The following is a 21,643-nucleotide window of genomic DNA, read 5'->3' as shown; positions in this document are numbered from 1 at the left end:
TTCGGCAACGCTAGCACCACACCCAGTCATAGACGCGAAGCCGTTATAGCGCCCGACGGCAAGCCCGAGTGCTTTCGCCGCGCCCGAAGATCCCCGGGGGAGACCCCATAGCGCTTGCGGAACACCCGCGCAAAATGCGCACCATCAGAAAAGCCGTGCTCCAGGGCAATATGCGTAATGCTGCATTGTTGCAGCGCCGTATCTAATAACGCCAGGTAACACTGCTCCAAGCGTAGCTCACGGATAAACGCGGCCGGTGGTGCCATACGATAACGCCGGAACTCCTCGTAGAGCCCGCGTACCGAGATATTCAGGGCATAGGCCAGATCTTCCGGCGCCAGCAATGTATCGGCAAGGCGCTCAAGCACCATACGTCGTGCTTGGGTAAGTCGCTCGCTGGGCATGGGGGCGTTATAGAGCTGTTCTCGTTGGTAGCGCCAGAGTGAGCCGAACACCAGCTCCAAGGCAGCATCTTCCACCTGAGCTACCGATGGATCACTGTCACGCCTAAGCTGAACACGCAGTGCGGCTAGCGCGGCATACGCAGCGGCATCTACAGGGATGGCAAGCCCTTCACAGCGTTCGGCTAAGCGTCGCCATTCAGGCATATCGGCAAGGTCGACTCTCAACATCAGGGCACGATACTCCCCGTAGGTATGCAACCGGTAGGGGCTAGATAGCCGATAAATAGTCATCTTTCCAGGGGCTAACCGGATAGTTTGCCCACCCTGGCTCATCAGCGCGCCACCGTGTAATTGCCAGACCAGCTTGAAGAGGTGATCACCACTGGTCTGGGCCGCCAGCCGCGGGGTGCGAGCGACGCGCACCGGCGAACTGGCGATGTCTACCAGCCAGCTTCGCAGCAACGCGCGCCCTCGCAGCTGAGCGCAAAATGCGGGCGTTAACGGCGAAACCTCCAGGGGCAACAGATGCCTGTCGTTGGCTTCCACGAAACATTCCAGGCTGGTGGTGCTTAACGAAAATAACGGTGCGCTATCGGGGTATGCTGCCCCCCTTGAGGTAAGGGCATTCATATCAGGGTGACTCCGATTTTATTGTTTCTGTTATTGATTGGTCTCCACACCTATTTAGCTTGCTCCAGACGCTTGCGCTTGGCAACCCACCGCTGCAGCCATCGTCAAGTGTTCTGCAGAGATGGACAAGACCCGGCATGCAATGAGGCATTGAATGGTGAATCCGCAATAGGAGAAGCGCCATGCAAAATAATCATAAATTTCATGCCCTCATTAACGGTGAATTGATCGCTGGCACCCAGCAGATGCCGGTGATCAACCCAAGTAACGAAACGATACTGACCCACTGCCCCAGGGTCACACCTGCAGAAGTGGAGGTGGCTATTCGCGCGGCCAGAACGGCGTGGCCAGCCTGGCGGGACACGCCCATTGAACACCGCCGCGGCGTATTACGTGCCATTGCCGACTGCATTGAGGAGAATGCCGAGGAGCTACAGCGCTGGATAACGCTGGAACAAGGCAAGCCGCTGGCAGGTGCCGCGGTCGAAACCAGTCAGGCCCCTGCCATCTTGCGCTACTTCGCTGAAATGGATCTTTCACCCCGCACGCTGCAAGACGACGAACACCAGCGCGCCGAACTCCACCGTCGGCCTCTGGGGGTTGTGGCGGCGATCGTACCTTGGAACTTTCCGCTTGTGATGGCCTGCTACAAGCTGGGGCCTGCGCTGATCGCAGGTAATACCTGCCTTATCAAACCAAGCCCCACCACACCACTGGCGACGCTGCGCCTGGGTGAACTGATTGCCGACCTGGTACCGCCCGGGGTAGTCAACATACTACCGGACGGTGGGGATGTTGGGCCTTTATTGACCGGCCACTCTGGTATCAACAAAGTCTCTTTCACGGGATCCACGACCACCGGGCGGGCGGTTATGCGCTCTGCCGCCGACAGCCTGCAACGCCTCACCCTGGAGCTAGGTGGTAACGACGCCGCCATCGTGCTTGACGACGTGGACATTGACGCCGTGGCACCCCAGCTGTTCGCCCTGGCCTTCATCAACTCGGGGCAGGTGTGTATGTCGATTAAACGCCTCTATATCCAGTCGGGTATCTACGACCGCCTGTGCGACGCCCTCGCCGAGCTAGCCCACGCCGCCAAGCTGGGCGATGGATTAGACCCGGCGACGCAGTTTGGTCCCGTGCAGAACCATCAACAGTTCGAGGCAGTGCAAAAGCTACTGGAGCTGGCCCCCCAGCATGGTCGCATCATTTCGGGTGGTCATACCTACGGCCCAGGCTACTTCGTCGAACCCACCCTGATTCGCGATATTGAAGAGGGTAACCCACTGGTGGATGAGGAAATTTTTGGCCCGGTGCGTTCGCTGCTGCGCTTTGATGACATCGATGAAGCCATCGCGCGAGCCAATAACTCGCCTTATGGCCTCGGCAGTTCGGTATGGACGAACGATCTCACCCTGGGCAAGCAGATCGCCTGCCGATTGGAATCAGGCAGCGCCTGGGTCAACCAGCACTTCGCCGTGGCGCCGCACATTCCCTTCGGCGGCCATAAGCAGTCCGGCATCGGGGTGGAGTTCGCCGAGGCAGGGCTACACGAATATACCGCGATCCAATCGGTGGTGATCGCCAAGTAATCCGTTTGAACCCAGTCAGGAGCATGCCATGAATATCATTGCCGCCGTTGCCCGCTCCCCGCGGGCGCCATTTTCTATTGAAACGTTACAGCTTGAAGCGCCCCGCGCGGGCGAAATCTTGGTCCGCGTGGTCGCCACCGGTATTTGTCATACCGATATCGCCATGCGCGATCAGCAGCTACCCACGCCTCAACCTGTGGTGCTCGGCCATGAAGGCGCCGGTATTGTCGAAAGTGTCGGCGCAGGCGTCACAAAAGTAGCGGCCGGCGACCATGTCGTCATGACCTTCAACTCTTGCGGGCACTGCCCCAGTTGCTCGGGCGGTCAAGCCAGCTACTGCCATGACTTTTTCCCCCGCAATTTCTTTGGCACCCGTGCCGATGGTTCCAGCGGCCTATCGCAAGATGCCGAGCCGGTGCACGCCAATATCTTCGGTCAATCCTCCTTCGCCAGCCACGCCCTCTGCCATGAACGCAATGTCGTCAAAGTGCCCCACTCAGCATCGCTGGAGCTGCTCGGGCCACTGGCCTGCGGTGTGCAAACCGGCGCCGGGGCCGTGCTTAACTCACTCAAGGTGGCGCCAGGCGATTCGCTGCTCGTGTTTGGCACCGGCTCCGTGGGCCTGTCGGCCATTATGGCGGGGGTGGTCGCCGGTGCGACCACCATTATTGCGGTCGACATCCACGAGCAGCGGCTGGCACTGGCAAAAGAGCTTGGCGCTAGCCATGCCATTCCTGCCAACGCAGAAGACCTTATGGAGCAAATCTTCCAAGCCACGGGCGGCATTGGCGTTGACTACGCCATTGATACCACTGGGCTGCCTGCCGTTATTCAAAACGCAGTAGCCGCTTTAGCACCACGTGGCACCTGCGGGATTGTCGGCGCGTCCGACCCTTCGATCACGGTAGAGTTAAACCTGACCCATATGATGTCGGCGGGGCGCAGCCTGCGCGGCATTGTAGAAGGCGACTCGTTGCCGGATGTTTTTATACCGGCGCTGATTCGCTTGCATGAGCAGGGCCGCTTCCCGTTCGATCGACTTGTTACCTTTTACGACTTTGATCAGATCAACCAAGCGATTGACGATGCCGAGCATGGCCGGGCAATCAAGCCGATTGTGCGTCATCCCCACTGATCATCAGGGCCTGTTGAGCCCAACAGGCCCTAATCTCAACCTCATTAGCCCACATCTGTTTTACCACTAACACTGCCCCCCTCTGCATTTGCAGGGGTTACTTCCCGAATGACTCTTTCTAGTATGGAGTGCGAGCACGCCTCACCGGCGGGCAACCCATGGCCATTTAGGCCAGACCTACCCTCGCTAGGAGAAACCATGATCATTCCCAAGAACAATGCCAAGAGCCATCCCAAGCACAATTCCAAGAGCTATACGAAGTACAATGCTATCTGTCTTGCTGCGATCGTTTCCCTTACCTCAACGGCCTGTTTGGCATCTTCTCTACAAGAAAACGGGGAGCGAACAATCGGGGAACAGTGGGTCACCGAGACGATGATTAATGCTCGGGCCAATATGTTTAACCCTAACCTCAATTTTCTGACGTTCCAACAGCTAGACAAAATGTTTGCCACCCGCCGCGTGGCCGCTTCGTCAACACCGTGGCCGCTTGAAACAGACTTGATTGAAATTGATGACAGTTTCTCGTTTGAAGGGAACGAGGTACCTTTAGAGGAGTACCTGGAAAATACTAAGACCAACGCGCTACTGGTCATTAAAGATGGCAAAATCGTTTATGAGCAGTATCGAAACGGCTTCAGTGATGACAGCCAGCACGCGGTATTCTCGGCCTCAAAGTCGATCCTGGCGACCTTGGTAGGCATCGCCGTTGAAGAGGGCAATATTGAGAGCCTCGATGACCCGGTCACTAAATACCTACCCGAACTAGCAGGCACTGGTTACAACGATGTTCGCGTCATTGACGTGCTGCGGATGCGTTCTGGCGTTGCCTGGGAAGAGGTCTATGAGTTTGGCGGAGACACCCAACTAACGGAAGTGCATGACAACGCGCTTGTGGCTAACAACTACCGCTGGTGCGATTACGCCATTGCCTCTTCCGAGCCGGAGTACGCGCCCGGCGAACGCTTTAATTACGCCACCCTGGATACCAGCGTGCTGGGCTGTGTGCTGGCGAGCGTTTTAGATACCACGGTCGCTGAGTACATGTCTGAAAAAATCTGGCAGCCTGCGGGTATGGAAGCAGATGGCTTCTGGATCATGGATGGCGGCGATGAGTTCTATGGCGCTGGTTTCAATGCCACCCTGCGCGACCTCGGCCGCTTCGGCCTGATGATGCTCCATATGGGCGAGGCTAACGGCAACCAAGTCGTGCCTGCCCACTGGGTAACAGAGGCCACGGTGTCCGACCCTGGCTATGAGCATATTTCGGAGGGCGCCGACCTCGGCTACCAATATCAGTGGTGGACCCTCCCTGATAGCGATGCCTACACCGCCATGGGTATCTATAACCAATACATCTATATCGACCCGGACAACCAAACCGTGGTGGTGAAGTTGAGCCACACGCCCGATGCTGTCGGCTGGGACGATGACAACTTCGCCTTCTTCGACAAGCTCTCTGAGCTCGTTTCTGAGTAAAAATCAGTTAAAAAACGACTCGCACCGGCCTTGGCATACCAGCCATTTATGACTCACCAGGCTGACGCAGCGCTGAAAGCAGCTCTACTTTGTTGCTAACACCTAACTGCACATAAGCGCTACGCAGATACGTTCTTGCCGTTGCCGGGGTGATGCCCAGCATTCGGGCGACTTGTTTATAGGAGCTACCCTGAGCATAGAGGCTAGCGGCACTGAGTTCACGCGGGGAAAGCGCACTTGAACGCTGATGGGAACATAGCGTCAGGGCAATGAGGTCACCACAGTGATGCACGATGATGCCTTTGTTTTCATCAGCAATTAGCGCGGGCGGGGTCGTGCTTAGCTTGTCGGCGATAAGGCGTGGCAGGCTAGAACCCTGCCATCCGACATATTTTCGTTCGAGCGCCACGCGAACCGCTTTACCAATATAGAGAAGCTCCCCCTTCCTATTGGTAAGTGCATAGTTATCCCAGCCATTGGGCAGAGTCTCAAAACGAATCTTGGCTAAATACTGCTTCCAGTAATACGCCAAATGGGTGAGAAACTCTTCCATTAGCAGAGCATCAAGCCTATCGAATCCGCGACTTGTTGCACTGCGATAAATCGACACAAAAAAGAGCATCCCACTGCATGGAAACTCTAGCGTCACAGCCATGCTATGCAAAATGTCATGACGCCGACAGAAAGCTTCAACCTCGGCGCAATCCGTGTCAGGTAAATCGTCATGCCCTCCCCGCACCGCCTTGCCCAGGTAGGAGATTGAAGCCTTAGCGAACCGATCCACCCCGGAAATACGATGCCACTCTTGGGCAAAAGACGAACGCAGCCCCAAGCTGCCATCCATCATGACCCTGGGTGATGAGCCAGGCGATGAGGCGTCTGACGAAAGATACAGTTGCCCCCACCAAGCGGCATCAAAGCCGACAATATTAGCGAAGCCTTGCACCGCCTCACATAGCCATCTTTCAGGAACCGAGCACCTTGGCAGCTGTGTCAGCTCCATTAGCTCACGGCTGAAACGCTTCAATACATCGGCATCACAGGAAAGTGTTTGTGCCTTATTATTATTGATGTCCATAGTCCCACCTGCTGTCGGCCCCAAAGGCCTTGCATCGTTACTATCTCAACGACGCTTAGACTTAGACAAACACTGCCTAGAGCAGAAACATTGTGCTCAAAATGGGGAAGGCGATTAACAGCGCTAGTCGTATCAAGTCAGACACTACAAAAGGCGTCACGCCCTTGAAAATCTCCCCCAGCCCCACATGCGGCGCCATCGCTTTAATCACGAACACATTCATCCCCACCGGCGGGGTCATCAGCCCCAGCTCAACGGTCAGCACGGTCAAAATACCGAACCATACCGGATCGATGCCCATGGCCTGAATAATGGGGTAAACCACCGGCACGGTGATTACCAGCATGGCGATGGAGTCCATAAACATGCCCAGCACAAAGTAGAGCGCCAGGATGCACAGCACCACCACAATAGGTGTGAGATCCATGCCGTAGAGCAGATCAGTGATAGAGAACGAAATGCGCGACACCGAGATGAAGTACCCCAGTGTTTCAGCCCCCACCAGCATAAAGAACACCACCGCAGAGAGCGCCAGCGTCTCTTGTACGCTATGCCATAGCTGGGCACCGCGCATGCCTTTTACCAGAGCGTAAAGCAGCGTGGCGAACGCGCCGACACTGGCCCCCTCGGTGGGTGTAAAGGCACCAAAATAGATACCTAAAATCATCACCAGGAAAACGCCAAAGAAGGGTATTAAGCCGGTCAGCGAGGATAGCTTCTCTTTCCAGGCAGTGGGTTGGCCCGCTACCGCCAGGGAGGGGCGCAGGTACATCACTACCGAAATGGTCAGTGAATACATCACTAGCCCGAGCAGGCCGGGAATCAGCCCCGCCATAAACATATCGCCAACGGACTGCTCGGTAAGAATGGCGTAAATAAGCAGCGCGATGCTGGGCGGAATCATAATGCCCAGCGTGCCGCCAGCAGCCAGCGCGCCGGTGGCTAAACCACGGTTATAGCCATAGCGCTCCATTTCCGGCAGCGCCACCCGGGTCATGGTGCTCGCCGTCGCCAGCGATGAACCGGAAATTGCGGAGAAAATACCGCAAGAGCCCACCGCAGCAATCGCCAGACCACCCTTCCAGCCGCCGCAAATAATGCGCGTTGAGTCAAATAGCTTCCCCGCCATCCCCGAATGGGCAGCAAGTACGCCCATTAAAATAAACATGGGCACGGCGCTGAAGCTGTAGTTAGAGAGCACCTCAACCGGGACGGTTTTTAACTGCGCAACGGCTGCATCCCAGCTTATGACTTGGGCAAACCCCACGACCCCGACAATCAGCATGGTCAAGGCGACCGGCACACGCAGAATCATCAGTACCAATAAAAGCCCTAGCCCAATGGCACCAATCGCTTCACTCCCCATGAGTCACCTCCTCACCCGCCGCATAAATGACGCCTAGCAAGGCATGAATAAAGCTACGTATTCCCAATAGCAAACTGAGCACCGCTGCCAATTGGTAAATCGGCCCCATGGGCAGTCGCAGGTCTTGGGTTATTTCCCCATGTCGCGTAGCGGCAGCAGCAGAATCCAGTAAGCCCACAAACAGGATCAGCCCCAACGCCATAAAACCGAGCAAAAAGAAGCCCTGCACGCGATTTTTGATTGCTTGTGGTAAGCGATGTGAGAACGCTTCCACCACCACTTGGCTTTTTTCGACATTTGCCGCCATCGCCGCCAGTAGCGCGAACAGCATCAAATAGCTAACCAGTTCCACACTCCCCGATACGCGCAGCGCAATCGCGCCTTCCGTCAACCGGGAAAGGTAGCGTGTGCTGACATCAGCAATGGTAACCGCCAGCAGGCCAATCAAAGCGACCCCGGCCACCAAGCGACAAATAAGGGCCAGCCAATGGCTGGCCCGGTAAAGAGTAGATTGCATGACACATTACCCCTATTGGGCGCTGCAAGACTCACTGGCTGCCAACGCCGCCTGATAGACATCGCGCGCCTGATCAAGACCGCGCTCTTCCAGCTGCGTCAGGTAGTTTTCGATACCTGTTTCAAGCGGCTTCTGCCAGTCAGGATGCGCCAGCGGATTTTCAATTTCACGAATGGTATGGCCCGCGTCGGCAGCCTCTTGCTTACCTTCCACATCGAGCCGATCAAACACCGCACCGGCGTTTTCAGCCCATCTCATACCGGAATTATTATCGATCACCGCCTGCTGCTCGGGGGTCAGGCTGTCATAACTACGCTGATTCATGGTGGCCACAAAGATCAGCGTGTAGAACGGTACTTCGGTGTGATAGTTGACGAGTTCGTTGATACGGAAGCCTTTCAGCCCTTCCCAGGGGAAACTCAGACCATCAATAACGCCGCGCTGCATTGAGGTGTAAATATCAGGGGCTGGCATGCCCACTGGGCTGGCGCCCATATTTTCCAGCATTTCACCCGCCACCGCCGTTGGGCGGCGAATACGCAAGCCTTCTAGATCAGCGGGCGTTTGCACATCGGTATCGATGGTGTGGATACCGCCAGGCCCTGTGGTGAACATAAATAGCGGACGCGTATCTTCGTATTCGCTTTCCAAGTGACCGTCGTCATAGAGCGTCTGTAGCACGCACGCCCCTTGTGTTGCGGTGCTGGCTACACCCGGTAGCTCAACAATTTGCGACAGCGGGAAACGGCCAGCCGTATAGCCCTGGGCGGTGGCGCCAATATCGGCAATACCGTTGGCTGCGGCTTCATAGATGGAGTCCGGTTTGGCTAAGGTACCGGCGGGAAACATTTGAATGGTTAGATCGCCATTGGACTCTTCTGCAATGGTATCGGCCCATGCTTGCAGAACATCTTGATTAACGCCGGAAGGGCCAGGCCAAAAGTGGGCCATACGTAGCGTGGTTTCTGCCTGGGCCGAGCTAACGGCCAGGCCAGCAATTGCCGCTGCCAAAATGCATCGGGATAGGGACATTTTCATGGGAGCCTCCGGGACTTTCTTGGATTATTTCAAGTTCGCATAGCGAATACTAGTTCGCTTTAAGCCATCACATTAGTCCACTACGAGGCGTAGAGCTAATCGACATTCGTCTATGCTCAGGTATAGCAACGCGTCGTTCTAGCCGAGTGCTTAGAGTCTCCAGTGATGCTGGCTAGAAGGCTTGCTATAAAAGGTACAATGGCATTATATAATTGGACTTTTCCAACATTCGCTCGCCACTATGGTCGAAGTAGCGACCAGTAGCGCACTTAACGATCGCCTGAAGTACCAAAAAAAAAGCCACCTTCAAACACACCAAGGCGGCTTCAGTGTGAAAAATACGATTACCTTGTCAGCTCGGTATACTTCTCTACCGAGCAAGCCGCCCCACCATAAGGATTTCTTATTGACGTCGCTTTCTTACCAGACATCCTGCTTACACTAGCTAAATGGGGTAATGGCGCGGGCCCAGCTGCATGGTCATCCAGCGCAGATCCGTGAACTCCTCTATCCCGGCCTTACCGCCAAAGCGTCCATAGCCGCTCGATTTAACGCCGCCAAACGGCATCTGTGGCTCGTCGTGCACGGTGGGGGCGTTGATGTGACATATACCCGACTCAATGAGCTGGGCAAACTGCATTGCTCGGGCGGTGTCACGGCTGAATACGGCAGCCGAAAGACCATACTCGCTATCGTTCGCCACGCGCAGGGCTTCTTCTTCATCCTTAACGCGCATCATTGCGACGACCGGCCCGAACGACTCTTCGCCATACAGACGCATCCCCTTGGTAACCCCATCCACCACGGTGGGCTGCATAATGACGCCTTCGGCCTTGCCGCCACAGGCCAGGCGAGCGCCATGCTGCTGGGCATCGTCGAGCAGGGCGTTAAGCTTCTCGCCCGATTCGCGATTGATCAGTGTGCCCAGCGCATTGCCTTCGCCGCGGGGATCCCCCGCGCGCAGCGTTTGCGCCTTGCGGGCCAGCTTTTCGATGAAGGCGTCGGCGACCGCATCCACTACGATCAGACGCTCGGTGGACATACAGATCTGGCCCTGGTTGAAGAAGGCGCCAAAGGCGGCGGCCTCTACGGCGGCGTCCAGGTCGGCATCGTCAAGCACCACGAATGGCGCCTTGCCGCCCAGCTCCAGCAAGACCGGCTTAAGATGACGCGCCGCTTTTTCGGCAATGATGCGCCCCACTTGGGTAGAGCCGGTGAAGTTGATACGCCGTACGGCTTGATGCTCGATCAGCGCCTCGACGACCTCGGCGGCCTGTGGCGGCGCATTGGTCACCACGTTCACGATGCCATCGCCAAGGCCAGCCTCAATCAGCACCTCCCCGATCAGGTGGTGCGTGGCGGGGCACTGTTCAGAGGCTTTAAGAATCACCGTATTGCCGCACGCCAGCGGCGTTGCGATGGCACGGGTGCCCAGAATAATCGGCGCGTTCCAGGGGGCGATCCCCACCACCACGCCGCAGGGTACCCGCACGCCCATCGCCAAACTGCCGGGCACGTTAGAGGGTATTACTTCGCCGCCTACCTGTGTGGTCAGCGACGCCGCCTCGCGCAGAATGTTGGCGGCGACCATAACATTGAAGCCTGCCCAGCCTGCCGTAGCGCCGGTTTCATCGACCATGCGTTCGATAAAGTCAGCTTGCCGCGCCTCCATGACCTCTGCCGCTTTGAGCAGCTTGGCGCGCTTTTCGCCGGGGCCGGTCGCAGACCAAGCCGGGAAGGCACGGGCTGCAGCCTCGGCGGCGGCCCGAGCATCGCTAGCAGTTGCGGCCGCTGTACAGGTGATAGTTTCTCCGCTCAGCGGGTTGGTGTGCTCGAAGGTGGCGGACTCAAGAGCTGAGCGTGGATGGCCGCCTATAAGCAGATCGAGAGTGTTCATGGCGTATTCCTATAATGTAAATGGTAAGGCTGACTACCGTTGCGCCAATACTTATTTTTCACACTGATCGCGTAACGTCAGAGCTTTCTCGTAGACAGAACGAGCGCTATCCAAGCCCCTTTGCTCAAGACGCTCAAGGTAGTTCTCAGTGCCTTGCTTAAGAGGGGGAGCCCAGGCGGGGTCATTGAGTGGATCTTCCACTGCATAGATGGTATCACCTTGAGCCATAGCCTCTTCACGCCCAGTTTTATCAATACCATCAAATACTTGACCGGCCTTACTAGCCCATGCCATACCACTATTATTATCAATCACTGCTTTTAGTTCGGGAGAGAGGCGATCATAAGAGGCTTTATTCATAGTGGCTACGAACGTGCCTGTATAATATGGCAACTCCAAGTGATGATTCACTAACTCATTGATACGAAACACCGTCATGGCTTCCCAGGGGAAACTTAATCCATCTATCACGCCACGCTGCAGTGACGTATAAATATCTGGTGCAGGAATACCCACTGGGTGCGCGCCCATACTTGTGAGCATTTCTCCTGCTACCTCGCTGGGGTGCCGCATCCTAAGACCTTCTAAATCAGCGGGCGTTTTAATTTCGGAATCTTGTGTATGTAAATAGGCTGGCCCAGTGGTGAATAAAAATAGCGTATGGGCATCTTCGTACTCCTCCGCTATGTCACCTTCATCATAGAGTGTTTGTAAAATACAGGCCCCTTGCGATGCGCTAGTGGATACGCCAGGAAGTTGCACGATCTCGGAGAGAGGGAAGCGACCGGAGGTATAGCCTTGTACAGCGATGGCAATGTCAGCCACGCCATTGACCGCCGACTCGTAAGCGTGGTCAGCCTTGCTCAACGTCTGGGAAGGATAGATTTCTACTTTTAACTGGCCGTCAGACTCCTGCTCTACTTTTTGTGCCCAGGCTTGATAAATTTCCTGGTTAACCGTCGAGCCAGCAGGCCACAGGTGAGACATGCGTAGTGTTGTATCAGCATTAACCGAAGCACAAAGACCTACAGTTGATAGGCTGAGTAACAGTGGCGATATTGTTTTTTTCATGAGGGTTCTCTCTGTCATTGTTATGGCCTTCATTGTTTGGCGTGATCACCACGCCCTCTGGGTGTAGCGTCGTATCAAGGTTCTATCGTTGTTGTCGGCACCTCCAGTAATATCGGGCGGGAAGCATCCAGCGCCCGGCATAGCGCGTCCTCGAAGGACTCAAGCGTCTCAGTACGAACCGCCTCAACACCGTACCCCCGAGCCAATTCACAAAAATCCAGCCCTGGCACGTCGAGCCCCGGAGCGTCTTCTGCATCCAGCAGCCGCGAGAACCAGCGTAGCGCTCCATAGGTGTCGTTCTTGAGAATGATAAATACCACTGGAACGTTGTACTGAGCGGCGCTCCACAAAGCGCTGATAGCATAGTTCGCTGAACCGTCACCAATGACCGCAATCACCTGCCGATCGGGTTGAGCTAGTTGCACGCCCACTGCAGCAGGCAAGCCAAACCCGAGCCCCCCTGCCGCCGGGAAGAAGTAGCTTCCAGGGTGGCGCATCTCAACGCGTTGCCAGAAAGCAGTCACTGTCGACGTCGACTCTTTAACGTAGATCGCATCCTCTGGCGCTAGGGCATTAAGGGAGTCAAAGACACTCTCCGGGGCTAGACGTCCAGAGGAAACCGCCTGAGGTGGTGGCAAAGGAAGGGGGTTGGGCAGAACACGGTCACTTTGTGCCAATAGTGGCAGCAGAGCCTCCAGAGTGGCATGAATGTCGCCAACCAGAGCATCTCCCACCGGGGCGCGTGCGGCCTCCTGCACGTCGCCGGTCAAGTGCAACAGTTTTGCGCCTTGGGGTAAGTAACGGCCTGGCGCATATTGGTGATAGCGAAATACCGGAGCACCGATCACCAGTATCAAATCATGGCCATCCAGCTTATCCGAAATTCCCGAAATAGCCGCCGGTAAGACACCGCGGAAACAGGCATGCCGTGTCGGAAACGGACAGCGCGAAGCAGACGGTGCCACCCACACCGGCATACAGAGTCGTTCGCTCAGCTCCACGGCCAGTGAATTGGCACGCACAGCATCAACCTCAGGCCCTAATACCAACACAGGGCTGTGAGCTTGATTGAGATTTTCAGCCAAAGCTTCCAGTTGGGCGGCTGAAGGTAAACCGGCATAGCTAACGTCGTGCTGAACGACTTGGGCTGCGTCACCTTCTACTTCATGATCCCAGTCGTCATAAGGAATTGAGACATAGACCGGCCCACGGGCTGGCAGATTAGCCATATGAATCGCCTGGCTCAACGTACGCGGCACATCCTCTGCACAGGCAGGCTCGTAACTCCATTTAACCAACGGGCGTGGAAGTGTTGATGCATCAACATTAGCCAGCATGGCCTCAACACCGATCATCGAACGGGCCTGTTGGCCTGCCGTAATGACCAGCGGTGAATGGGAATACCAAGCATTGGTCAGTGCTCCCATCGCATTGCCGGTACCCGCGGCTGCATGTAAGTTGACCAGCACCGGCTGGCCGGTGGCCAGGGAATAACCGTCGGCCATGCCAACGACCACACCTTCATGGAGGCCAAGGACATAGCGGAAATCTTCAGGAAAGCGCTTGAGGAACGGCAGTTCATTGGAGCCGGGGTTACCGAAAACAGTGTTGAGTCCCTGTCGGCGGAGAAGCTGGTAAGTAATAGAGTGTACGGTTGGCATGCTTGGCTCTAGTGTGAAGGCGTTTGTTTCACACTAATTGGCCTTTAAACATCTATCAAATAAATATATGCTCTATAAAATATAAATGGTATCTATACTATGTCCGCTATTGATCTAAATCTAGTCCGGGTATTTGTCACTCTCTTTGATGCCCGTAGCGTAACGGTGGCAGCGGAGCGTTTGAACGTCACTCAGCCGTCAGTGAGCTACGCGCTATCGAGATTGCGTGACCTGTTTGACGACCGCCTTTTTGTACGTTCTCGCGACGGCATGGAGCCGACCTTCACTGCGATTCAGCTCTACCCAACGCTGCGCGACTCGCTAGCCCAGATCGACAGTACGCTGGAGGAAAATCGCGATTTTGTCCCGCGCTCTTCACATAGACGATTCCGACTAGCCCTTACTGACCTCGGCGAGCTGGCACTATTGCCACGCATTCTCTCTCATATGCATACCGAGGCGCCAAATGTTGAGCTTGAAGTCATTGCTCTGGAAATCGATAAGGTCGAAGAGTGGTTGGCAGCAGGGAAGGTTAATGCGGTCATCTGTAGTAGGCCTATTACTGCCTCTGGCGTGGAGCGCCAAATCATTCTCAAGGAGCGATACGTTTGCCTGTTGAATCGTCATCATCCAAGTATTGATGATCACCTCAGCTTGGAGCAATTTATGGATGCTAAACATGCGGTGGTTGCTGCTTCGTCAGGACATGGTCTGGCTGAAGATGTGCTGGCAAGGCTAGGGTTGAAGCGCAAGGTTAGCCTCGTGGTGCCCCACTTCTCTATTTTACCGAGAGTCCTGCAAAAGAGCGATTTGGTGGTAATTTTGCCTCAGCAAATTGCTTCTGCCTTTGTGAATGAAGCACCACTAAAAGCACTTGAATTACCATTCGAAGTGCCTCCATTCGATGTAACACTTTACTGGCAGGCACACACTTCGCGTTCGCCCGCTCAACGTTGGTTTTGTAAAAGCATCATTAACGCTATTACCGCAGGAAATTGATTTTTTAGCAGGCTAGTTTGATATAAATCGTGTGGAAATAAAGCCAACTCTCGAACATTCAGCTGTAAGTGGCACCGCTGCCCGACCATCTCTCATAGAGTAATTTCTTTCTTATAATCAATAACTTCAACACATCATCATTGATATATTAATTTTTTGCGCATTTTATGGCTTAGCTTTGTGGCATGGCCCATGGATGATGATGAGCAATTAATATAGATATTATTTATGAACAACCTATAATTTATTTGATTTATGGGAAAGTAATCCAGTATAAGTAATGAATCAGAAACGTGCATATGAGGAAATATTAGCACGGTTTTCAACACCTAATATGTTCGATCACCTTTTAAAAAACTCAGCCAAATTAAACGGTATCGATTTTCAGGAGCAGAATTTTTAAGAGGATAAAATAGTGAATAATCAAACCAGGCAAAAACCTAGTATCGCTATCCTTGGTGCAGGAGCAATGGGTGGACTAATAGGAGGGAGCCTTTCCGAAGGCGGCGCGGACGTTACTCTGATTGACGTTAATGCGGAGCATGTTGATGCTTTGCGCCAGAATGGTCTCAAGCTCAAAACAGATAAAGGTGAGCGATACATCCCTATCCCAGTGCTTTTTCCTTGGGAAGTGAGTAAAACTTATGACCTTATTATAGTTTTCACTAAAACAATGCACACCACGTCGGCAATAGCAGCAATACGTTCAGCAATAGACGCTAATACTGTCCTCTTAAGCCTGCAAAATGGGCTCGATAACAAACTTTCTCTTATGGAGTTCGTAGATCAAAAGAATATTATGGTGGGTATTACCACTTATCCTGCTGACATGAAGGGGCCAGGGTGTGTGGAATCTCATGGCGAAGGAATTGTCAGGCTAGCCTCCGCCTCGGCTGCACCACCCCTACTTGATTATATGCCTGGACTCTTCGCACGTGGTGATATGAAAGCGATTATTGATCCACAGGTAGAGGTGGCAATCTGGGAAAAAGTGATATTTAACGCGGCTTTAAATGGCCTTTGCGCAGTCACCAGATCAACCGTAGGCCAAATAGGCGCTCATGCGGATACTAGAGAGCTAGCATTTCAAATTATCGGAGAACTTTGTGCTACCGCGCATGCCTGCGGGTTTGCTGTTCAGGGCGAGCGTATAGAGAAAACCGTGAGCGAAGCATTGGAACAACACTCTTCTCATAAACCCTCGATGCTCCAGGACGTGCTTGCAGAAAGGCCTACCGAAATTGAAGCCATTTGTGGTGCTGCGGTACGTCGTGCGGAAGAACACAACATCCCAGTGCCTGTTACCCGCACTATTCTAGGGCTTGTCAGGCATATTGACTGGCATTTATAAATCACGACACCAGTTGATTTGTATAATTAAGGCTTTTATTTACTGATAAAAGATAAAAGTCTTGGTGAGTGCGGCTTAAGTATAGAAGTAAAGCCGCCTTCTAGCGGTAAGCCGGAAGGCGGTTTTTTTGCTATTGGTAAGCATAGTATGACCTTGTCGACCTATACTCCCCCCAAGTTACCTTACTATTGCATTAACTAAATCAGATAGTTATCCGCTGTGGGGCTGAGCCCCCGCTATGCTTTGGCAAATTGGATAGTGCAGGCCGGGATAAGATCTACTTTGTCTGCTCGGTATACTTCTCTACCAATCGAGTCGCCTCATCATAAAGCAGCTGGCCATCAAAGCCCCGGCTATCCATGTCGGCTATCCACTGAGCCGTGGCCGTCTCGGCAGCTGCCTGCCAGGGTTGCAGTGAATCCTGGGCGATATAGAACATTTCTCCTTCGCCACTCGCTTCAATAGCTTCTATAGCGCGTTCTTCTGCTTGATCCATGACCTGACCGATACGCTGCGCTTCTTGAAGCCCGGCATTATCATCAATCACCTGTTTCAGTTCCGACGAGAGTGCGTCATAGCTGGCTTGGTTTAAGACCAGCACCATCATCGCCGTGTATAAACCCTGCTCACCCTCGAAAAAGGTGTGGTTCTGGGCGATATCCAGCACACCCAATGCCGCCGCACTCTCGAAGGGCAGTGTCAGGCCATTGATCACCCCACGGGAAATCGCTTCTGGAATTTGCGGCATCGGCATACCCACCGCTTGAGCACCAAGCAGCCCCAGATAACGATTCATGGTTTTCGAGGGCGCACGCATGGCTAATCCTTTCAGATCGTCAGCACTCTCAACAGACGTATCTCTGGTATGGATTTTACCCGGCGTATGCGCGAATACGGCGATGGGGTAAACGCCCTCAAAGGCGTCCTGCATATGCGTTGTCGCAAACTCATGGGCAGCCATGCTGGTGGCTTCCCCCGTTGTGGGTAGGAAGGGTTGATCGAATGCCTCGGACTCCGGGAAGCGATTAGGCGTATAGCTGAGCAGTGTCCAACTGATATCCACCACCCCATCTTTGGCTTGATCATAGAGCGACGGCGCTGAGCCACCCAGCTGCATGGCAGGGAATATTTCCACCTTGATGGCTCCTTCGGACTGCTCTTCGATACGCTTAGCCCAAGGCTCCAAATACTCGGTCTGCACTGGCGTGGCCGGGGCAGCAAAGTGGTGCAAGCGTAGGGTCACCGTATCTTGGGCATAGCCATTAGCACTGAGAAGTAGGCCGCTTAACAGCACGAGGCTGGCGAGTGTGGGTTTTATTGTCATTGTAATGAACTCCTTTATTTACTTCGCTTTCTTGCAAGACATAATGCAAGACATAGTGCTTGCGCTTATCTAAATGGGGTAATGGCGCGGGCCCAGCTGCATGGTCATCCAGCGCAGATCGGTGAACTCCTCTATCCCGGCCTTACCGCCAAAGCGTCCATAGCCGCTCGATTTAACGCCGCCAAACGGCATCTGTGGCTCGTCGTGCACAGTGGGGGCGTTGATATGGCATATACCCGACTCAATGCGCTGGGCAAACTGCATTGCGCGGGCGGTGTCGCGGCTGAATACGGCAGCCGAAAGGCCATATTCGCTATCGTTCGCCACGCGCAGGGCTTCTTCTTCATCCTTAACGCGCATCATTGCGACTACCGGGCCGAACGACTCCTCGCCATACAGGCGCATCGTCTTGGTAACCCCATCCACCACGGTGGGCTGCATAATGACGCCTTCGGCCTTGCCGCCACAGGCTAGGCGAGCGCCATGCTGCTGGGCATCGTCAAGCAGGGCGTTAAGCTTCTCGCCCGATTCACGATTGATCAGCGTGCCCAGCGCATTGCCTTCACCACGTGGGTCGCCAGCGCGCAGCGTTTGCGCCTTGCGAGCCAGCTTTTCGACGAAGGCGTCGGCGACCGCATCCACTACGATCAGTCGCTCGGTGGACATACAGATCTGGCCCTGGTTGAAGAAGGCGCCAAAGGCGGCGGCCTCTACGGCGGCGTCCAGGTCAGCATCTTCAAGCACCACGAACGGGGCCTTTCCGCCCAGCTCCAGCAAGACCGGCTTAAGATGACGCGCCGCCTTCTCGGCAATAATGCGCCCCACCTGGGTAGAGCCGGTGAAATTGATGCGCCGTACGGCTTGATGCTCAATCAGTGCCTCAACCACCTCTGCAGCCTGCACCGGCGCATTGGTCACCACGTTCACGATGCCATCGCCCAGGCCAGCTTCAATCAGCACTTCGCCAATCAAATGGTGCGTCGCAGGGCACTGTTCAGAGGCCTTGAGAATCACCGTATTGCCACACGCCAGCGGTGTCGCGATGGCACGGGTACCCAGAATAATCGGCGCGTTCCAGGGGGCAATGCCCACCACCACGCCGCAGGGTACCCGAACCCCCATCGCCAAGCTGCCGGGCACATTAGAGGGAATTACCTCGCCACCTACCTGGGTGGTCAGCGACGCCGCTTCACGTAGGATGCTGGCGGCGACCATGACATTAAAGCCTGCCCAGCCTGGCGTAGCGCCGGTTTCATCGACCATGCGTTCGATAAAGTCAGCTTGCCGCGCTTCCATGACTTCTGCTGCCTTGAGCAGCTTGGCGCGCTTTTCGCCGGGGCCGGTCGCAGACCAAGCTGGGAAAGCCTTTGCAGCCGCCTCGACTGCCCGAGCAGCATCACTAGCGGATGCCGCCGCTGCCTGGGTGACGACGTCACCGGTAAGCGGGTTATGGCGAGTAATGGTCGCGTCTTGATGAGCGGCACAGCGCTCACTGCCAATTAACAGATTAATATCCATGACTGCCTCTCGTTCAAAGGGTGGCAATTATTGTTATGCAGCACTTATCGCTGGTAGCTCTCCAGCCCTGGCTTGATGCTCTTGTCGTCGAGGAACTGTTTGAGCCCCTGGGCACGGCCCTGCTCGGGGTCAAGCTGCTGCGCCTGATCGAGCTTGGCGTAGAGGTACTCTTCGTTCTGCTCCCAGGTCAGTTCGCGGCACATTTTGAAGCCGATCTTGGCAGCACGCAGCACAACAGGGTTCTTGTCGCACAGCGTAGCGGCCAGCTCGAGAGTGGCTTCGCGTAGCTCGGTCAGCGGTACACTTTTGTTAACCAGCCCCATCTTGGCTGCCTGGGGGCCAGTAAATGTTTCCCCGGTCATGATGTAGTAGAGCGCTTCCCGGTGGCCCACGGTATCGGCCATGGCTTTGCTGACCAGGTTGCCGGGGGGAATACCCCAGTTGATTTCGGAGAGGCCGAAAACCGACTCGTCGGCGGCAATCGCCAAATCGCAGGCCACCAGCGGCGAGAAAGCCCCGCCAAAGCACCAGCCATTGACCATGGCGATGGTAGGCTTGGCGTAGTGGCGCAGTAGCTTCCACTGCCAAGTAGAGGCGTCGCGGCGTACCTTGACCTGAACGATCTCGGGGCTGGCGTCGATCTCGCGGAAGTACTCTTTAAGATCCATACCGGCGGAAAAGGATTCGCCCTCGCCGGTCAAGACCAGTACGTGGGCCTCCTGATCCAGCTCGATAGTTTCCAGCACATCGATCATTTCACGGTTGAGCGTCGGGCTCATGGCGTTGCGCTTTTCAGGGCGATTCAGAGTCACCCAGGCGATGCCCTCTTCAACGTTAACCTTTACGGTTTGCCAGCGATCTTGGTATTTGCTCATCTCTTACTCCTTGGGTTTTATCAAACGACTTATAAAGCTATTTATTCAAAAGCTATTTATTAAAAAACTACTGATTGGAAAGCGGCTGCTTAGCAACTTACTCAGCGGTGAACTTGTCGATTAACTGTCTGGCATCGTTATATAGCGCTTCGCCATCGAGTCCTTTCTCTTCGGCATCGGCGATCCACTCGTCAGCCACTTCCTGGCCCACGGCTTGCCACCGGGCAGTCTCCTCACTATCAAGCTGGGTAATGGTGCCGGGCTGCTCGCCATTTTGGATGGCCTGGATCTGTACCTGGTCGGCGTCATCCATGATCTGACCTATTTTGCGGGCCTCCTGGATGCCGGAGTGAGCGTCGATAATCGCTTGCAGATCGGCGGGCAGCTCGTCGTATTTACGCTGATTCATCGCCACGATCATCATCGTGGTATAGAGCGCATTATCACCGCTGAAGACGGTATGTTCGGTAGTAATATCGGCTAATCCCATGGCGGTAATCGCTTCAAAGGGGATCACCGTTCCATCGAGAACACCCCGTGATAATGCTTCCAGCGCCTGAGCGACCGGCATACCAATGGGCTCAGCGCCCAGCTTGGCAAGGTAACGGTTCACCAGCCGGCTGGGGCCACGCATTTTTAGCCCCTCTATATCGTCGAGTGATTCAATCCGCGTCTCTTTGGTGTGCAGTGCACCAGGGCTGTGAGTATGGACAGCAATCGGGTATACGCCCGCTAACTCATCCTGCATGTAAGTCATTGCATACTCATGAGCTGCCTGGCTGGTCGCAGCGCCTGTGGTCGGTATAAACGGTAAGTCGAAGACCTCTGCCCTAGGGAAGCGACCGGCGTTATAGCCCAATACAGTCCAGATAATATCCACCTGGCCGTCTTTCGCCTGGTCATAGAGCGAGGGAGGCGTGCCGCCCAGCTGCATTGAAGGGTAGAGTTCAACCTCCAAACGCCCGTTGGACTCTTCCTCGATGGCCTCTTTCCAGGGAATAAAGTACTCCTGGTGAACGGGTGCCGAAGACGGGAAGAAATGATGCAGCCTAAGCGTGTACTCGGCCTCCTGGGCGCTGGCCTGCCCAACGCTCAAGACAAGAGGCATGGAGATGGCAAGTGCGAGTAAACGCCGGCGTAGCCTTGGGGTTGCCTGCTGTGTCATAAAAAGTACCTCGTTGTGTTTGTTATGTTGGCTGTGGTCAATGGTTAAGCGACTGAGCACGGCGCTTTAATTCACCGCGAATAAATCAATCAAAACGTTCTCCCGGGTACGCTCGGCAGCGCCGATAAAGATCGTGCGTGTTAGCCAGGCGTAGTCCGAGCTGGAGGTATAAAAGCGCGGCGTGGTCTGAAAGTAATACTCCTCTGGGGCAACGGGCTCCCCGCGCTGAAGGCGCTGCATGACTTCAGTCGAGCCGTGCCGAAACCCGATGTTTTCGACTTCGATGCGCTCGCCACTATCGGTTTCTAGAAAGTAGCGGGCATGCAGTTCGGCCACCCCATCGGTACGCAGGGTCTGCCAGTCCCCGCCACCAGGCAGAACCACGCCGTTCAACCGCTCACCACGCACCTGACCGCCAGTGATCGCAATGAAGCGACGCTTGCCCTGAGGGTTTTCACCGAGCTCCAGCGGGGTAGCGACGTCGACCGTTAAGCGCGCGATAAAAGTTGCTGTCGGTATTCGTTGGGATGCATCACGAGACAT

The 21,643-nt window shown here is 54.9% G+C and carries 18 protein-coding genes; 5 read left to right on the top strand and 13 right to left on the bottom strand.

Annotated elements, in window-relative coordinates:
• Window positions 1-26: 26 nt before the first annotated feature.
• Window positions 27-1,034, bottom strand: coding sequence for a helix-turn-helix domain-containing protein (locus tag J7J49_RS05460; protein WP_215090846.1), 1,008 nt, complete (start codon window positions 1,032-1,034; stop codon window positions 27-29).
• 182 nt (window positions 1,035-1,216) lie between these two features.
• Between J7J49_RS05460 and J7J49_RS05455 the strand changes: the two genes are divergently transcribed.
• The 3 genes from J7J49_RS05455 (at window position 1,217) to J7J49_RS05445 (ending at window position 5,240) form a co-directional block, all read left to right on the top strand.
• Entirely contained in the window at window positions 1,217-2,626 is a 1,410-nt protein-coding gene (locus tag J7J49_RS05455) for an aldehyde dehydrogenase family protein (protein WP_215090844.1), read from the top strand.
• A 28-nt stretch (window positions 2,627-2,654) separates the two neighbouring features.
• Window positions 2,655-3,761 carry an NAD(P)-dependent alcohol dehydrogenase gene (locus J7J49_RS05450; protein WP_215090842.1) on the top strand — a complete coding sequence of 369 codons (1,107 nt, stop codon included), beginning with the start codon at window positions 2,655-2,657 and terminating at the stop codon, window positions 3,759-3,761.
• Between the two features lie 108 nt (window positions 3,762-3,869).
• Entirely contained in the window at window positions 3,870-5,240 is a 1,371-nt protein-coding gene (locus tag J7J49_RS05445) for a serine hydrolase domain-containing protein (protein WP_251048161.1), read from the top strand.
• 46 nt (window positions 5,241-5,286) lie between these two features.
• Here the strand turns inward: J7J49_RS05445 and J7J49_RS05440 are convergent, their stop codons facing one another.
• The 7 genes from J7J49_RS05440 to mdlC all read right to left on the bottom strand — a co-directional run bounded on the left by J7J49_RS05440 (window position 5,287) and on the right by mdlC (window position 13,868).
• The gene (locus J7J49_RS05440) at window positions 5,287-6,318 is read right to left on the bottom strand and encodes a helix-turn-helix transcriptional regulator (RefSeq protein WP_215090841.1); all 1,032 of its coding nucleotides are present in this window, start codon (window positions 6,316-6,318) and stop codon (window positions 5,287-5,289) included.
• A gap of 76 nt (window positions 6,319-6,394) precedes the next feature.
• Complete coding sequence (locus J7J49_RS05435) at window positions 6,395-7,684, bottom strand: TRAP transporter large permease (RefSeq protein WP_064235750.1); 1,290 nt, start codon at window positions 7,682-7,684, stop codon at window positions 6,395-6,397.
• Entirely contained in the window at window positions 7,674-8,201 is a 528-nt protein-coding gene (locus J7J49_RS05430; protein WP_064235751.1) for a TRAP transporter small permease, read from the bottom strand. The genes J7J49_RS05435 and J7J49_RS05430 overlap by 11 nt, the downstream gene beginning before the upstream one ends.
• A 12-nt stretch (window positions 8,202-8,213) precedes the next feature.
• Entirely contained in the window at window positions 8,214-9,239 is a 1,026-nt protein-coding gene (locus tag J7J49_RS05425; RefSeq protein WP_064235752.1) for a TRAP transporter substrate-binding protein, read from the bottom strand.
• Between the two features lie 445 nt (window positions 9,240-9,684).
• Complete coding sequence (locus tag J7J49_RS05420) at window positions 9,685-11,136, bottom strand: aldehyde dehydrogenase (protein WP_215090839.1); 1,452 nt, start codon at window positions 11,134-11,136, stop codon at window positions 9,685-9,687.
• A 51-nt stretch (window positions 11,137-11,187) separates the two neighbouring features.
• Window positions 11,188-12,207 (bottom strand): TRAP transporter substrate-binding protein, encoded by a 1,020-nt coding sequence (locus J7J49_RS05415; protein WP_064236243.1) that lies wholly within the window; start codon window positions 12,205-12,207, stop codon window positions 11,188-11,190.
• Window positions 12,208-12,281: 74 nt separating this feature from the next.
• Window positions 12,282-13,868, bottom strand: a complete 1,587-nt coding sequence (gene mdlC, locus J7J49_RS05410) for a benzoylformate decarboxylase (protein ID WP_215090837.1) — start codon at window positions 13,866-13,868, stop codon at window positions 12,282-12,284.
• 99 nt (window positions 13,869-13,967) lie between these two features.
• On the opposite strand from mdlC, the gene J7J49_RS05405 reads away from it, so the two are divergent.
• Both J7J49_RS05405 and J7J49_RS05400 read left to right on the top strand, forming a co-directional pair.
• Window positions 13,968-14,867 carry a LysR family transcriptional regulator gene (locus J7J49_RS05405; protein ID WP_064236245.1) on the top strand — a complete coding sequence of 300 codons (900 nt, stop codon included), beginning with the start codon at window positions 13,968-13,970 and terminating at the stop codon, window positions 14,865-14,867.
• Between the two features lie 415 nt (window positions 14,868-15,282).
• Entirely contained in the window at window positions 15,283-16,218 is a 936-nt protein-coding gene (locus J7J49_RS05400; protein ID WP_205634226.1) for a ketopantoate reductase family protein, read from the top strand.
• Between the two features lie 277 nt (window positions 16,219-16,495).
• Here the strand turns inward: J7J49_RS05400 and J7J49_RS05395 are convergent, their stop codons facing one another.
• The 5 genes from J7J49_RS05395 to J7J49_RS05375 all read right to left on the bottom strand — a co-directional run bounded on the left by J7J49_RS05395 (window position 16,496) and on the right by J7J49_RS05375 (window position 21,643).
• Entirely contained in the window at window positions 16,496-17,542 is a 1,047-nt protein-coding gene (locus J7J49_RS05395) for a TRAP transporter substrate-binding protein (protein ID WP_215090835.1), read from the bottom strand.
• A 69-nt stretch (window positions 17,543-17,611) separates the two neighbouring features.
• Window positions 17,612-19,060: an aldehyde dehydrogenase gene (locus J7J49_RS05390; protein ID WP_215090833.1), complete on the bottom strand. Its 1,449-nt coding sequence runs from the start codon at window positions 19,058-19,060 to the stop codon at window positions 17,612-17,614.
• 44 nt (window positions 19,061-19,104) lie between these two features.
• Window positions 19,105-19,935: a p-hydroxycinnamoyl CoA hydratase/lyase gene (locus J7J49_RS05385; protein ID WP_215090831.1), complete on the bottom strand. Its 831-nt coding sequence runs from the start codon at window positions 19,933-19,935 to the stop codon at window positions 19,105-19,107.
• A 97-nt stretch (window positions 19,936-20,032) separates the two neighbouring features.
• The gene (locus J7J49_RS05380; RefSeq protein WP_215090829.1) at window positions 20,033-21,100 is read right to left on the bottom strand and encodes a TRAP transporter substrate-binding protein; all 1,068 of its coding nucleotides are present in this window, start codon (window positions 21,098-21,100) and stop codon (window positions 20,033-20,035) included.
• 66 nt (window positions 21,101-21,166) lie between these two features.
• Entirely contained in the window at window positions 21,167-21,643 is a 477-nt protein-coding gene (locus J7J49_RS05375) for a DUF3237 domain-containing protein (protein WP_064233968.1), read from the bottom strand.

It is taken from the genome of Halomonas sp. ISL-56 (genome assembly GCF_018612805.1).
Lineage (GTDB): Bacteria > Pseudomonadota > Gammaproteobacteria > Pseudomonadales > Halomonadaceae > Vreelandella.
The sequence above is the reverse complement of the archived record's forward strand: the minus strand, read 5'-3'. Positions and strand labels throughout refer to the sequence as shown.